The 13,511-nt window shown below is 49.9% G+C and carries 16 protein-coding genes, 1 rRNA gene and 1 riboswitch; of the genes, 14 read left to right on the top strand and 3 right to left on the bottom strand.

What is annotated here, in order from left to right; all coding sequences use genetic code 11:
* Window positions 1–23: 23 nt before the first annotated feature.
* Both rrf and AC0LWN_RS29120 read left to right on the top strand, forming a co-directional pair.
* Window positions 24–140 (top strand): 5S ribosomal RNA (gene rrf / locus AC0LWN_RS29115).
* 260 nt (window positions 141–400) lie between these two features.
* Complete coding sequence (locus AC0LWN_RS29120; protein ID WP_474671568.1) at window positions 401–814, top strand: hypothetical protein; 414 nt, start codon at window positions 401–403, stop codon at window positions 812–814.
* Between the two features lie 79 nt (window positions 815–893).
* On the opposite strand, the gene AC0LWN_RS29125 is transcribed toward AC0LWN_RS29120, so the two are convergent.
* Complete coding sequence (locus tag AC0LWN_RS29125) at window positions 894–1,418, bottom strand: hypothetical protein (RefSeq protein ID WP_474671570.1); 525 nt, start codon at window positions 1,416–1,418, stop codon at window positions 894–896.
* Between the two features lie 208 nt (window positions 1,419–1,626).
* Between AC0LWN_RS29125 and AC0LWN_RS29130 the strand changes: the two genes are divergently transcribed.
* The 10 genes from AC0LWN_RS29130 to rsmI all read left to right on the top strand — a co-directional run bounded on the left by AC0LWN_RS29130 (window position 1,627) and on the right by rsmI (window position 9,298).
* Window positions 1,627–1,812: a sigma factor G inhibitor Gin gene (locus AC0LWN_RS29130; RefSeq protein ID WP_019914517.1), complete on the top strand. Its 186-nt coding sequence runs from the start codon at window positions 1,627–1,629 to the stop codon at window positions 1,810–1,812.
* Between the two features lie 218 nt (window positions 1,813–2,030).
* Window positions 2,031–3,629: an aminotransferase class I/II-fold pyridoxal phosphate-dependent enzyme gene (locus AC0LWN_RS29135; RefSeq protein ID WP_474671572.1), complete on the top strand. Its 1,599-nt coding sequence runs from the start codon at window positions 2,031–2,033 to the stop codon at window positions 3,627–3,629.
* An 18-nt stretch (window positions 3,630–3,647) separates the two neighbouring features.
* Window positions 3,648–4,289 carry a dTMP kinase gene (gene tmk / locus AC0LWN_RS29140; RefSeq protein ID WP_474671574.1) on the top strand — a complete coding sequence of 214 codons (642 nt, stop codon included), beginning with the start codon at window positions 3,648–3,650 and terminating at the stop codon, window positions 4,287–4,289.
* 90 nt (window positions 4,290–4,379) lie between these two features.
* Entirely contained in the window at window positions 4,380–4,709 is a 330-nt protein-coding gene (locus AC0LWN_RS29145; RefSeq protein ID WP_019914514.1) for a cyclic di-AMP receptor DarA, read from the top strand.
* A gap of 42 nt (window positions 4,710–4,751) precedes the next feature.
* Window positions 4,752–5,195 (top strand): YaaR family protein, encoded by a 444-nt coding sequence (locus AC0LWN_RS29150; RefSeq protein WP_458967649.1) that lies wholly within the window; start codon window positions 4,752–4,754, stop codon window positions 5,193–5,195.
* Window positions 5,196–5,212: 17 nt separating this feature from the next.
* Window positions 5,213–6,187, top strand: a complete 975-nt coding sequence (holB, locus tag AC0LWN_RS29155; RefSeq protein ID WP_474671577.1) for a DNA polymerase III subunit delta' — start codon at window positions 5,213–5,215, stop codon at window positions 6,185–6,187.
* A 142-nt stretch (window positions 6,188–6,329) separates the two neighbouring features.
* On the top strand, window positions 6,330–7,130 hold the full coding sequence (locus tag AC0LWN_RS29160; RefSeq protein WP_474671579.1) for a PSP1 domain-containing protein: 801 nt from the start codon (window positions 6,330–6,332) through the stop codon (window positions 7,128–7,130).
* Window positions 7,131–7,160: 30 nt separating this feature from the next.
* Window positions 7,161–7,526 carry an initiation-control protein YabA gene (locus AC0LWN_RS29165; RefSeq protein ID WP_028531069.1) on the top strand — a complete coding sequence of 122 codons (366 nt, stop codon included), beginning with the start codon at window positions 7,161–7,163 and terminating at the stop codon, window positions 7,524–7,526.
* Window positions 7,527–7,625: 99 nt separating this feature from the next.
* Complete coding sequence (locus AC0LWN_RS29170) at window positions 7,626–8,399, top strand: tRNA1(Val) (adenine(37)-N6)-methyltransferase (RefSeq protein WP_474671581.1); 774 nt, start codon at window positions 7,626–7,628, stop codon at window positions 8,397–8,399.
* Window positions 8,396–9,298, top strand: coding sequence for a 16S rRNA (cytidine(1402)-2'-O)-methyltransferase (gene rsmI, locus AC0LWN_RS29175; protein ID WP_474671583.1), 903 nt, complete (start codon window positions 8,396–8,398; stop codon window positions 9,296–9,298). The genes AC0LWN_RS29170 and rsmI overlap by 4 nt, the downstream gene beginning before the upstream one ends.
* Window positions 9,299–9,485: 187 nt before the next feature.
* On the opposite strand, the gene AC0LWN_RS29180 is transcribed toward rsmI, so the two are convergent.
* A complete protein-coding gene (locus AC0LWN_RS29180; protein ID WP_474671585.1) occupies window positions 9,486–9,797 on the bottom strand; it encodes a hypothetical protein in 312 nt (103 codons plus the stop codon).
* Window positions 9,798–10,194: 397 nt separating this feature from the next.
* Window positions 10,195–10,449, bottom strand: coding sequence for an AbrB/MazE/SpoVT family DNA-binding domain-containing protein (locus AC0LWN_RS29185; protein ID WP_019914502.1), 255 nt, complete (start codon window positions 10,447–10,449; stop codon window positions 10,195–10,197).
* 304 nt (window positions 10,450–10,753) lie between these two features.
* On the opposite strand from AC0LWN_RS29185, the gene AC0LWN_RS29190 reads away from it, so the two are divergent.
* Both AC0LWN_RS29190 and AC0LWN_RS29195 read left to right on the top strand, forming a co-directional pair.
* The gene (locus AC0LWN_RS29190; protein WP_474671587.1) at window positions 10,754–12,037 is read left to right on the top strand and encodes an HD domain-containing protein; all 1,284 of its coding nucleotides are present in this window, start codon (window positions 10,754–10,756) and stop codon (window positions 12,035–12,037) included.
* 54 nt (window positions 12,038–12,091) lie between these two features.
* Window positions 12,092–12,862 (top strand): TatD family hydrolase, encoded by a 771-nt coding sequence (locus tag AC0LWN_RS29195; protein ID WP_474671589.1) that lies wholly within the window; start codon window positions 12,092–12,094, stop codon window positions 12,860–12,862.
* Window positions 12,863–13,060: 198 nt separating this feature from the next.
* Window positions 13,061–13,288, top strand: a riboswitch (cyclic di-AMP (ydaO/yuaA leader).
* Window positions 13,289–13,511 lie beyond the last annotated feature (223 nt).

Consider the following 13,511-nt stretch of genomic DNA (forward strand, 5'->3'; position numbering starts at 1 on the left):
GGCGCTTGTTCCACAAGCGCACGTTTGGTGGCGATAGCGGAGGGGTTCCACGCGTACCCATCCCGAACACGACCGTTAAGCCCTCCAGCGCCGATGGTACTTGGACCGAAGGGTCCTGGGAGAGTAGGACGCCGCCAAGCAGCATGAAGCCATTGTTGAGCAATCGACAGTGGCTTTTTTGTTGTTTTATCTACAAAACAACAAAAATGTGAGGATTTATTGAATAAATAAAGCGTTTTCAAGTGAGTGACATTTTTGTTACCGACGATTTCATTGATCCAAGTATAATAGAAAAGTGCAAATACACAGCATTTTCTTAATACGAATGAACTACTGATAAATTCAAATCTTGAATTTTCTTGTGTCTTTAGATGCATGGTAGTGTAAGGAGGTTTTAGTTATGAAGCGAATCCGACCTTTGTGGATATTATGTATTCTTTGTATAGTTGGTGTAATATTGGCGGGCTGTGGAGCGAAAGAGCCGAAATGGGATACTTTTGAAGGCGCACTGAATGAGAAAAGTTTTCCGGTACCGAAAGAAGCTAACTCTCCTGACCGGACGACGACAAATGTCGCCATGGATTATGTCCGGTACTCTATGACTGGGCTTAAGGAAAAGGAAGGTGTTCCAGATGCCTATCTGCAGGCGATTACAGACTGGGGCTGGGAGGAACAGAAGGATGAAGACGCGGGAAGCTCCAGAGTTTTTCAGAAGGATGGGCGTGTCGTGCACTTAACCGTGCATGACGGTTATTTTATCGTCATGATTCCAAAGGAAAAAAAGGCCTCTATTAAGGGATTGAAGACCAAATAAAAAAATCGCTGTCCTTAACAGGATGGCGATTTTTTATTTGCTCATAGCAGGCGGCGGCTGTATGAATGTGCTGGTATTCTTACTGAGCGTAATAGGAGACGTCAGCTGGGTTAAACTTCAGCATGCCATCCTTATCCTCACGGCGCAGCCGGAGCATTGCGTACAACCGTGGCAGGAGCACCCACAGATGGCATACGATCAAAGAAGCGGTAAATGCCGGCGGCGCCCAGACAATAAAAAGTGCAGCGATGCACAGGCCGATCCAGAGATTATGCAGTTGTACTTTGTGAAAGACTCTGTAGCTGATGTATTGATCAGGCATAAACCCAAGCCACGGCAGGTGAAGTGACATTTTCCACCGCTTAGCAATGGGATTTCCGGTAATCAGCAAAACGGAACGGGAGACAACATATTGAATCCACAGGATAACTGGTGCAGCAATGATCATGAACAGAACGCTCCACCAGGATAGGAATATGGTTTCCAGTACAACACATGCAACGGGCAGTGCGATATAAATACGCAGCCAAGCAGGGGTAGTATTGATTTTTTTGATCAGCTTGTATTGGTAGAATGTAGCTGAGCCTTTGTTGTCGGATGCCATAAAAAAAGCTCTAACCTCCTCGCAAGTCCTTATGATACTAATATCGGCCAATGCTGGTGTTTTGTTAAACCCGGCTTTACAATCACAGCTTAGGCGTGCGTAGAATATATATGTTTTATGCTATGAAGAATGGGAAAAAACTATGAAAAGGTTTAAAATGATAGAAGGTGTATCATACTGTTCTTAAAAGAGTCAAGGTGGGATGGTAATGGAACAGCAAACCGGGCAGGCCTGTATTATCTGCGGGCAGATTAAAGAAGAAGGCATTGTGATTGTCTCGCATTTTATTTGCGAGGATTGTGAGGCTGAGATGGTGCGCACAGAGGCTGAGGACGCCAAATATCGCTTTTTTGTCGGCCGGATGAAAAAGATTGACCTGCAGAAGAATGCTTGACTGGGTTTCACCGGCAAGCTTTCATGCTAACGTGCCAAGGAATGGCGGTGGATCTGTGTTACGTTGTACTGCAGCAGAAATATTCAATATAACGGCTTCCTCTGTCCATGTTGGCTGAGGGGCTGTTTTGTTATGTGCGGAAGCATTTTTGCTGAAATATAGGCGTTTAGTCATATTTGCGTTAAAATAGAAGGTAAGCCCCAGGGAAGGAAGAAAAGATGGATAAATTAGAGCCTGGCAGGGCGCCTGTATATGAAATGCTGGAACAATATAGAGCAAAGGGAAGTCTATCTTATCATGTGCCTGGCCATAAGAACGGGGAGGCCTATCGGTTGTTGGAGGGCGCCGGTTTTTTGGGCGAGGTGATGAGGTACGATGTGACGGAAATAACCGGAACAGATGATCTCCATCATCCGGAAGGGGTAATTCAAGAAGCGCAGGAATTGGCGGCGGATTGTTTTGGGGCAGAGGAGAGTTTTTTTCTGGTTGGCGGCAGTACTGCCGGTAACCTGGCACTTATTCTCACGGTGTGTCCCGAGCCGGGGATGACGCTTATTCTTCAGCGTAATGTGCATAAATCGGTTATCCACGGCTTAATGCTGGCCGGGGTGCGTGCTGTTTTTGTGGAGCCGCAGATTGATCCTGCCAGCGGCCTGGCGGTTGCTCCGGCGGCCGAGACGGTTCAGGCTGCGCTTGCAGCCTACCCTGAGGCCGCGGCCGTGCTGGTCACCATGCCGAATTATTACGGCATGGGCAGTGATCTTGCGCCCCTCGCGCTGGCCTGCCATACCAGCGGCGTTCCGCTGCTGGTTGACGAGGCGCACGGGGCGCATTACGGGCAGCACCCGGCGCTGCCAGCCGGGGCGCTGATGTGCGACGCGGACGGCGTGGTGCAGTCCACGCACAAGATGCTGACGGCGCTGACTATGGGCGCTATGCTGCATGTGCAAGGGCCGTTGCTCGACCGCACGCTGCTGCGCCAGCGGCTCGCCATGGTGCAGAGCTCCAGCCCATCATACCCCGTGATGGCTTCGCTCGATCTGGCCCGGCGGCTGGTGCACAGCCAGCGCGCCGATGCCTTCACGGCGGGACTCGCCGCCGTGGACGTGCTGCGGCGCGGCCTGGCGGAGCTGCCGCGCTTCGGGCTGCTGCAGCCGGCACAGCCGCTGCAGCCTCTTGGCGGCGCTGGTGCAGCCGCCGCGGGTGATGCGCCGCCGCAGGGCATGGCGGCGTACTGCACACAGGACCCCTTTAAGGCCGTCATTTATGACGCTGCCGGGGTCCTGGGGGGCTTCGAGCTGCAGCGCAGGCTCGAAGCGGAAGGGATCGTGCCGGAGATGAGTGACGACCGGCACGTGGTGCTCGCCTTCAGCCTCGGCTCGAAGGCGGAGGATTCGCAGCGGCTGCTGGACGCGCTGCGGAAGATCGCCGCAGAGGCGCCAGGCGAAGTGGCGGATTGCCCTGAGGGTGCAGTTAGCAGGACATCAGCCCGAGGCCTGCACCCAGGTCAAGCTTCCCCTTCCGCAAATAATTCCACGTGGAACATTTTCAAAGATGCTCTGATTTCAAAGCCGGTGCAGTTTTCCTTGAAGCCGGTTAATATTTTGGAAACCGAAAGTATCAGGCTTGAATATAGTGCGGGTAGAACAGCAGCGGAGATGGTTATTCCTTATCCCCCGGGGATTCCGCTTCTGTATCCGGGTGAAAAGATAACCGAAGACATATGCACAAGGCTAATCGGCCTCAGACAAGGCGGAGCCAAATTTCAGGCTTGTGCTGATCCGGCCTTACAGCAAATCGTGGTATATAACATTTAGAAGGGCGGAGACGTATAAGTGGCACGGGAAGGTTACTTCATTACTCTGGAGGGAGGCGATGGCTCCGGAAAAACAACAGTGCTGGGCAGAGTGGCTGCATATCTGCAGAATCATTCCATGCCGTACCTGATTACGCGCGAACCTGGCGGCATTGAAATCGCCGAGAAGATCCGCTCTATTATTCTGGACCCGGCGCATACCGCGATGGATGCGCGGACCGAGGCGCTGCTGTATGCGGCCTCCCGGAGCCAGCATTTGGCGGAGGTGGTGGAGCCTGCGCTTAAAGAGGGGCTGACGGTGCTCTGCGACCGCTTTGTCGACAGCAGTCTGGTGTATCAGGGATTTGCAAGAGGGCTCGGTATCGAGGAGGTACGGAGCATTAACCGGTTCGCTACCGGAGGCCTTATGCCGGATTTGACATTTTATCTTGATGTGGACCCGGAGGTCGGGTTGTCGCGGATTGCCGCCAATCAGGACCGGGAAGTGAACCGTCTGGATTTGGAGAGCCTGGCCTTTCATCAAAAGGTTCGGGAGGGCTACAGGCAGGTCATTAAGGCCGATCCGCAGCGGATTGTTGTTCTCGATGCCAACCGTCCGATCCATATGGTGGAACAGGACATCGTTCAAACGCTGAAAGCGCGGATATTAAAGGATTTATAAGGTGTTTTGTCTAATATATTTAAGTGTACGGCAAAACGAAGTCCAGGCTTCTGCAGCTATTCAAAACCATTTTTGGGAGGGAAAGCGAAGATGAATTTGATCATTGCTATTATCCAGGATAAAGACAGTAACCGGTTGTCCAGCGAGCTTGTCAAAGCGAACTTCCGTGCAACCAAGCTGGCAAGTACAGGCGGGTTCCTGCGGGCAGGCAATACTACGTTTATGATTGGTGTAGACGACTCTCAGGTTGATGCCGTATTAACTGTGATTCGCAATAGCTGCAAGGTGCGTGAGCAGCTTGTTACTCCCGTGACTCCAATGAGCGGAACGACTGATTCGTATTTGCCGCTGCCGGTTGAGGTTCAGGTAGGCGGAGCTACAGTATTTGTGCTTCCTGTCGATCGTTTTGAGCATTATTGAGTAATATATGAAGCAATATACCATTAAGGGCGGTAGATACCTTTGAAAATCAATCCGGGCTACAGACCCCTAAAAAGCGGGTTGTCGACAGCTGAAGGTGCGGGCAGACCCGTCCAGCAGAAGACGTTCACCGATATATTTCAGCAGCAGGGCGAACAGAAAACGATGGATGAGCTGAATCAGAAGATCAAAGATATTCAGCAGCAGGGTGACCGCCTTGCCAAGTCCATGACTGTCCGCGAGCTGGCGATTTACCGCAATATGATCAAAAAGTTTCTCGAGGAGACGGCGCGGCGCGGTGTCATTCTCAAGGAAACCAAAGGCTGGGACCGGCGCGGACGCGGTAAACGCTACAAGCTGCTGGAGGAGATAGATGCGGCGCTACTGAATTTGGCCGATGATTTGCTGGAAAGCGAGCAGGGCCGCATTGACCTGCTGGGCCGGGTCGGAGAAATCCGCGGAATGCTGATTAACCTTGCTTTTTAAAAGACTTGGAGGAATTTATGTCTTTTCATGATATATTAGGCCAGGCGGATGCCAAGCGCCTGCTTCAAAATGCTCTGCGCAAGGATGCTGTGAGTCATGCCTACCTGTTCACCGGGCCGTCCGGAAGCGGGCAAATGAAGACGGCACTTGTATTCGCCCAAGCAATATTTTGTACAGCCAGTGAAGATGATGCCTGCGGAGAATGTCTGGAATGCCGCAAGGTTGAGCATGGCAATCACCCGGATTTAACGTTAGTGAAGCCGGATGGCGCAAGCATCAAAATTGATCAGATCCGTGAATTGCAGCGCATGTTCTCTTACCGCTCGGAGGGTGTTAATCCGAAGGTTTATATTATAGAAGGAGCGGACAAAATGACGGTGCAAGCCGCAAACAGTCTGCTGAAATTTCTGGAAGAGCCCCCGGCGCCTGCAGTGGGCATTCTGATTTCCGACAATAGCAGTTCCCTGCTGCCAACGATCCAGTCAAGGACCCAGCGTATCCCTTTTAGCCCGCTTCATCCGGAGATTATGCTCCAGGCACTCGCCAGTGAAGGGGTCCCGGTTCCACTAGCACGATGCGCGGTATCACTGACTTCGGGGCTTGATGGCTGCAGGGAACTTTTGGCACAGAATTGGTTTGCAGAAATGAGAAATCTAGTGTTACAATTAGCGAAGGAGTCTTTGGGCAAAGGCAGCTCTGCGGTAGCAACCGCCGGACAGAAGCTGTTCAAGACCGGACTCGGTGAACATTTGGATATCCTGTTCAGCATGTTCCACCTATGGTTCAAAGATATGCTCTACTTCCTGTACCGAAAGCACGAAAGTATCGTTTTCATAGATCAGTTAGACTTCATTTCCAGACATGCCCGTCAGCGGAGTACGGAACAATGGGTGGCCTATATGGAATTCGCGGTGGAGAGCAAGCGTAAGCTGCGTTCCAATGCCAATGCCCAGCTCTGTCTGGAACAGTTTTTAATCCGACTGGAAAGTTAAAGGGTTAGTTATGATATATCCTCCGGATCAAAGCTTGAGCCTGGAAGTATGGGGTTAACGGATGAGGAAGGACAAGCATGGATCACCAGGGAGCGAACTTGGCTTTTGGGTTCCTTTTACCGGCAAACAAGGGGGTTAATTTTTGTACAGCGTAGTAGGTGTCCGCTTCAAAAAAGCGGGTAAAATATATTACTTCGATCCGCTTGATTTTCCGATTGAACGGGATCAATGCGTTATTGTTGAGACAGCAAGAGGGGTCGAATACGGTAAGGTTGTCGTTGGCAAAAAAGAGGTGCAGGAAGCGGATGTTGTATTGCCTCTCAAAAAAGTCATGCGGATTGCCGGTGAAACCGACGCACGTGTGGTGGAAGAGAACAAGGGTGCAGCAAAGGATGCTTTTAGTACCTGTTTAAATAAAATCCGCGATCATGGCCTCAAAATGAAGCTTGTGGATGTGGAATTTACGTTTGACCGCAATAAGATTATTTTTTATTTCACCGCTGAGGGCCGTGTCGATTTTCGTGAATTGGTCAAGGACCTGGCAAGCATTTTCCGTACCCGCATTGAGCTCCGGCAGATCGGGGTGCGTGATGAGGCTAAGATGCTCGGTGGTTTAGGGCCTTGTGGACGGGTGCTTTGCTGCTCTTCCTGGCTTGGCGATTTTGAGCCTGTGTCCATCAAGATGGCTAAGGATCAGAATCTGTCGCTGAATCCGACGAAGATCTCGGGATTGTGCGGACGGCTCATGTGCTGCTTGAAATTTGAGCATGATAATTATGAAAGTACGAAGGAAGAAATGCCGGCGGTAGGCAAGCTCGTTATAACTTCACTGGGTGAAGGTAAAGTCGTTGGTCTTAATGCCGGAAGCCGCACGGTTCATGTGCAGTTGTTCGAAGTGGGCAAAGTTAAGGAACTTCCAATGGATGATGTTGTCGTCAAGTAAACCATATAAGGTTACTTTCGGGGTGGAAACTTGGAGAAGATAAATATATTTGCACACATGCAGGAGATGGAAGCGCAGATGGAAACAATGCGCGCAAGTCTCGGAGATTGGAAACAGACGGTTAAGGAATTAATGGAAGCCAATCAAAGGCTGAGTCTGGAGAATGAACAGCTCCGCAAAATTTTAAAGCGGGAAGCGCCTCTGGACCCTGCTGCCCATTCTGCTGAAGCGGAGGCTCTTTTGGCCGCTAGTGAGGGGACAGAAGAGGTTGTCGGGGAAGGCTATGACAATCTGGCCCGGCTTTATCATGAAGGCTTTCACATCTGCAATGTCTATTTCGGCCATTTGCGTACAGAGGGTGACTGCTTGTTCTGTCTTTCGTTTCTTAATAAATGAGGATATCCAGCCGTAGGAGATTTACGCCTACGGTTTTTTTTGAATTTAGAGGAATATATGCTTCTATAGCGAGTTATGTACCCGAAGAAGGAGAGTATAATGACAAATTCTTTTAACGATGTGCCGGTTCCTTTGCATAGTGCGGAGCGGGTAGACGATTTACTGACTCATGATCTGACAATCATTCAGAGTGATGAGGTGTTCAGCTTTTCTATGGATGCCGTGCTGCTTGCACGGTTTGCCAGTATTCCGCCGCGGGGCAGAGTGCTTGATCTGTGCACAGGCAATGGCGTTATCCCGATACTGCTTACGACGCGAACCAAAGCTTCTATAGAAGGAATTGAAATTCAACCCCGTCTGGCAGATATGGCCCGCCGCAGTGTAGCGATGAACGGCCTGCAGGATCAGGTAACGATCCATGAAGGAGACTTGCGTGAACTGCATAATGTGGCAGGATACGGCGTATACGATGCCATCACCGTCAATCCGCCCTACATGCCGCTGAACGGAAGCGATCTCAAGCTGAATACGCATCAGGCTATGGCCCGTCATGAGCTGGGCTGCACTCTGGAGGAGGTAATTCAGGCCTGTGTCCGGCTTGTCCGCACCGGCGGCAAGGTAAGCATGGTTCACAAGCCGCAGCGTCTGGTCGATATCATCAGTCTCATGAGGCAATACAGGCTGGAACCGAAGCTGATTCGTTTTGTTCATCCGCGTGCCCACCTGGAAGCCAACATGGTGCTGATTGAAGCTGCGCGGGACGGCAAGCCTGAGGTGCGTTTACAACCTCCACTGATCGTATATAATGAGGACAATCAATATTGTCCGGAAATCATGGACATCTACTATGGTGCTAAAGAGGGTAAATCATGACGATCTCAAGTCAAAGCAGCTTTCAGAGCAAAAATGAAAATCAGCAAGAAGGAACAGGCTCATTGTATCTGGTGGCAACACCGATTGGCAATTTGGAGGATATGACGTATCGTGCTGTCCGTACGCTGCAGGAATGCGATATTATTGCTGCCGAGGATACGAGACAGACCCGCAAGCTCCTTAGCCATTTTGAAATTACGCCTTCGATGCTGTTCAGCTATCATGAGCATAATAAGGCAGCCAGTGGACCTGAACTGATACGCTATATAATAGAAGGTAAAAATTTAGCGCTTGTCAGCGACGCCGGCCTGCCGGCGATTTCCGATCCTGGCGCCGACCTTGTAGCGCTTGCTATCAGCCACGGCATCCCCGTGATTCCGATCCCTGGAGCGAACGCGGCGCTGTCCGCATTAATCGCTTCCGGCTTACCAACCACAAGCTTCACTTTCATCGGCTTCCTGCCGAGGGAGCGCAAGGATATCCGCAAGGTCTTGTCCAGTCTTCGCTCAGCACAAGGAACCCTGCTGTTCTATGAGTCACCGCATCGGGTTGCCAAGACTCTAGAGCATTTACAGGAGGCCTTCGGCAACCGCCGGGTTGTGCTGGCCCGTGAGCTGACCAAGCGTTATGAGGAGTTCCTGCGCGGGACGATTGAGGAATGTAGTTCTTGGCTGGTCGAACACCCTCCTCTGGGTGAGTACGTCATCGTGCTGGAAGGAGAGAGCAAAGAGGAGGCAGAGCTTGCCGAGTCTTCATGGTGGCGTGAGCTTAGTATTGAGGAGCATGTGGCTCATTATGAAGCTTCAGGTCTGTCACGCAAAGACGCGATGAAAAAAACAGCTTCAGACCGCGGCTTAGCCAAACGCGATATCTACAATTCGCTGCTGGAAAGAGAGTAGGGACTGCAGCATAGGAAGCTATACGGCTCTCTTTAAGAAAAAACGTAGAGTACTCCTAAATTGACTAACATGCTGCACAACTTAGTGAAGAGGCCTGTTACGCAGCGAACCTGCAAATCCTGTTCCTTAAACAGCTATATATGAAAATAGATGCATTCTATATATCTGGAGATTATTTCTGCAAATATTAGTTGTATTTGTATTTTGTACATTTATATATATGATAAAGGGAAGAATTACAGGATTTATTTTCCTTCTGCATCGCGCCGCTGTAAAGCGATTCCCGAAGGGAGAGCGCTCTAAAGCACTCAAAGGCGCGCTTCAGCCAGTAACCAGCAGCACCACAGTCACCAGGTCGCGTCGCTGTAAAGCGAATCCCGAAGGGAGAGCGCTCTAAAGCACTCAAAGGCGCACCCCGGCCAGTAATCAGCAGCACGATGGTCACAGGTCGCGCCGCTGTAAAGCGAATCCCGTAGGGAGAGCGCTCTATTGCACTCAAAGGTGCATCTCCGCGCTACCGTTTCTCGGTCCCGCCGCCGTAAAGCGATTCCCGAAGGGAGAGCGGGCTTGCTGCACCGCCCGTTGCCCGGGAGCGCCCTGCGCAGCCGCCATAGGGGCAAGGCCTATGGCGAAACCCTTCGCATGGCAAGGCCCCGAGGGCTTCGCCCGAAAAAGGGCCGGTCCACCGCCAACCGCTGCTCCCTTACGCGCCACTCCCACAATTAGACAAGCTTCCGGGTGTCCAGAGGGCCGGGGCCCTCTGGGGCCCTCCCTGTAGGGAGGGTTTGGGAGGGCGAAAACAGCAAAAAAATACCTCCCGCACTAACGGGAGGCCAAGGAGATATAAAAAGGTTAGAATTAACAATTTGATTAGTTCTTATTATAACCTATTTGTTCTAGTTTGTCACAGGGGTAGGGATGGCAGAAATGCATTCATGACAAACAATTTTTCCTTTGAAGTAGGTTACATTTTCAGCATTGCCGCAGAAAATACAAGCAGGCTCGTATTTCTTAAGCATGATCCGCTCACCGTCCACGTAAATTTCGAGCGCATCTTTTTCACCAATGCCCAGTGTACGGCGCAATTCAATTGGAATAACGACCCGTCCCAGCTCGTCTACTTTTCTTACAATACCTGTTGATTTCATCATTACAATCGTTGCTCCTCTCGATTATCAAAAGCGTCATTATTCGACATTGTTCACCGTTTTATGATACTTATAATACCAACCATTCCCAAAACAGTCAACCTTTTTTGAAGTGAATTTTCTGGGATTTTCAAAAAAAACTTTTATAACGCTTAGTACTAACGCAAAATTCACGAAAATCGTTTCAAAGCAGTTTGTCGATTTGTAAATCCTTAAAACGTCATTATTCGACAAAGTGCGACATGATTCACTATTATATTCGTTTTTTCTTATTTTTTCTATATTATTATCTGAAGGAGTTGATTTCATGAAGCAGCCGCTGACAGAAGAGAAGGTTTTTAAGGACCCGGTTCACAATTATGTTCATGTTCAGGATACGATTATCTGGCGATTGATTAACACCAAAGAATTTCAGCGACTGCGGCGGATTCGCCAGCTTGGCACCTCTTATCTGACCTTTCATGGCGCTGAACACAGCCGTTTTTCCCATTCGCTTGGGGTCTACGAAATTACGCGCCGGATCATCTCCCAGTTCGAACGAAGCGGATACAAAGACTGGATACCTGAGGAAAGTCTGCTCACCCTCTGTGCGGCACTGCTGCATGATTTGGGGCATGGCCCGTTCTCCCATTCTATAGAAGAAGCTTTTGAAATGAACCATGAAGACTGGACCTGCAGGATCATTCAGGAGGATACGGAAATTACCGCTATTCTGCGTGAAGTGGAGGAGGATTTTCCGCAAAAGGTCGCCTCAGTAATATCGAAGACGTATGAGCATGAAATTGTCGTTAATCTGGTATCAGGGCCGCTGGATGCCGACCGAATGGATTATTTGCTCCGAGATGCGTATTATACAGGGGTGAATTACGGAACCATTGATATTGACCGTATTCTGAGAATGCTGCGTCCCTATAATGGCCGGGTTGTCGTCAAAGAGTCGGGGATGCATGCGATTGAGGATTATTTGATGTCGCGCTATCAGATGTATTGGCAGGTTTATTTTCATCCGGTTACGCGCAGCTCGGAGATCATTTTGCGGCAGATTTTCCGCAGAGCCAAAGAGCTATTCCGGGAAGGCTATTCTTTCCGCTTCATGATTGAGCCCTTGAGTGATTTGTTCCGTGGTGAGGTGAGCGTGGAGCAGTACCTGCTCTTGGATGAGGCTCTGGTCCAGACAGCCTTTATGCAGTGGACGCTGGAAGAGGACAAAACGTTAAGCGACTTGTGCAACCGGTTTATTCATCGTAGACTGTATAAATATGTAGAGATGGAAAATCTCGATTCAGAGACGATTGGCGAAATTCGCCGCAGCTTTACAGAGGCTGGACTGGATGCCGATTACGACCTGGAAATTGATTTTCCGACAGATCTCCCCTATGATGTTTTCCGTCCGGGCGAGGGCTTTGACAGCAAGCAAATTCTGCTCCTTGACCGGCATGACAAGCTGAGGGAAATTTCCGAAGTTTCGGATATTGTCCGCTCGATCAGCGGGATACACCGCGGCAGGCATCACCTGTATTTCCCGCAGGACAAGCTGCAGAAAGCTCTCCCACGGCTACCTCTGTCCATCGTTAAAATTTTTGACAAATAATACGAAAATTTATGGAATTCATCATAGAAATCACAAACGAAAGGATGAGAAGAAATGCAGCTATTCGACACTCACACCCATCTCGATGCTCCACAATTCGACGAGGACCGTGAAGAGGTTATCGCCAGGGCGGTAGAGGCTGGGGTCAGCAAGATGATTAACATCGGGTTCAACCGGGAAACGATTCCGACAACGATGAAATTGGCCGAGACTTATGATTATATTTATGCAGCCGTCGGCTGGCATCCTGTGGATGCTATTGACATGAAGGATGGTGATCTCGACTGGATCGCCTCACTTTGCAGCCATAAGAAGGTGGTGGCCATTGGGGAAATCGGACTGGATTATTACTGGGACACCTCCCCGAAGGAGGTTCAGCATGAGGTGTTCCGCAAACAAATTGGACTTGCCCGGGAGCTGAAGATGCCAATCTGTATTCATAACCGCGATGCGCATGAGGATGTGGTGCGGATTTTGCGGGAAGAGAAAGCGAATGAAGTTGGCGGTGTGATGCATTCGTTTTCCGGGAGCTGGGAAACAGCCAAAATGTGTCTCGATCTAGGCTTTCACCTGTCATTTGGCGGACCTGTTACTTTCAAGAATGCAAGGGTACCTAAAGAGGTGCTTGCCCAGACTCCGATGGACCGGCTTTTGATCGAAACCGACTCGCCATATTTGACGCCTCACCCCTTCCGGGGCAAGCGAAATGAGAGCGCTCATGTGAAGCTGGTGGCCCAAGCAGCGGCGGAAATAAAAGGGATTGATTTACAAGAATTGGCGGAAATTACGTATGCGAACGCGCTGGAACGATTTGGGATAGTCTGAAATCGAGAGAAAATCGGGTGAAAAAAGAAGTATATCCGATATATTAAACTTTTTTAACACAAAATCAACTGATTATTACAATATTTTAATGATTTTTTTGCTTAAACGTGCTTGAATCGCGCTTTACAACATGCATCAAAACAGGATATCATCTTTTCAGTGCAGTGAGCTGTTGTTACTGTGACAGTCACTATTTCATGGATCGTCTCGCTGAGTCTCCGTATGGAGAACGGGGGAACCAATATTGCTCTGCCGCATGTCCGTACATAGGGTACAACACAGAAATGCCGCAGACAGTATTCGATTTCTTCACGGGTCTTTGGGGTGAATTTGAGGGCAACCGCCGTGAGCGGGTGACCTAAGATAGGGCGTCTCTCTTATGCCCGAACCCGACAGCTAACCCCGTAAGCGCAAGTAAGAGAGGAAACCTCGTGCAAAAGCATTCCCGCGTATTCTGACACCCGGAGAGCCACGAAAGAGTCCTCTATGAACTCTTTTGGGCTTTTTTTGTTATGAATAATGCGAATGATCCCGGCATACTGTTATATAACAGGTACCTGGAGCAGCTATGCCGAGCAGGCGATCCATGAGCAGGAAACGCTAAAGCAATGCGGGCGTATCCTGTGGTAATCTCAAACCTAGTTTCGTC

This window comes from Paenibacillus sp. sgz302115, from assembly GCF_056120445.1.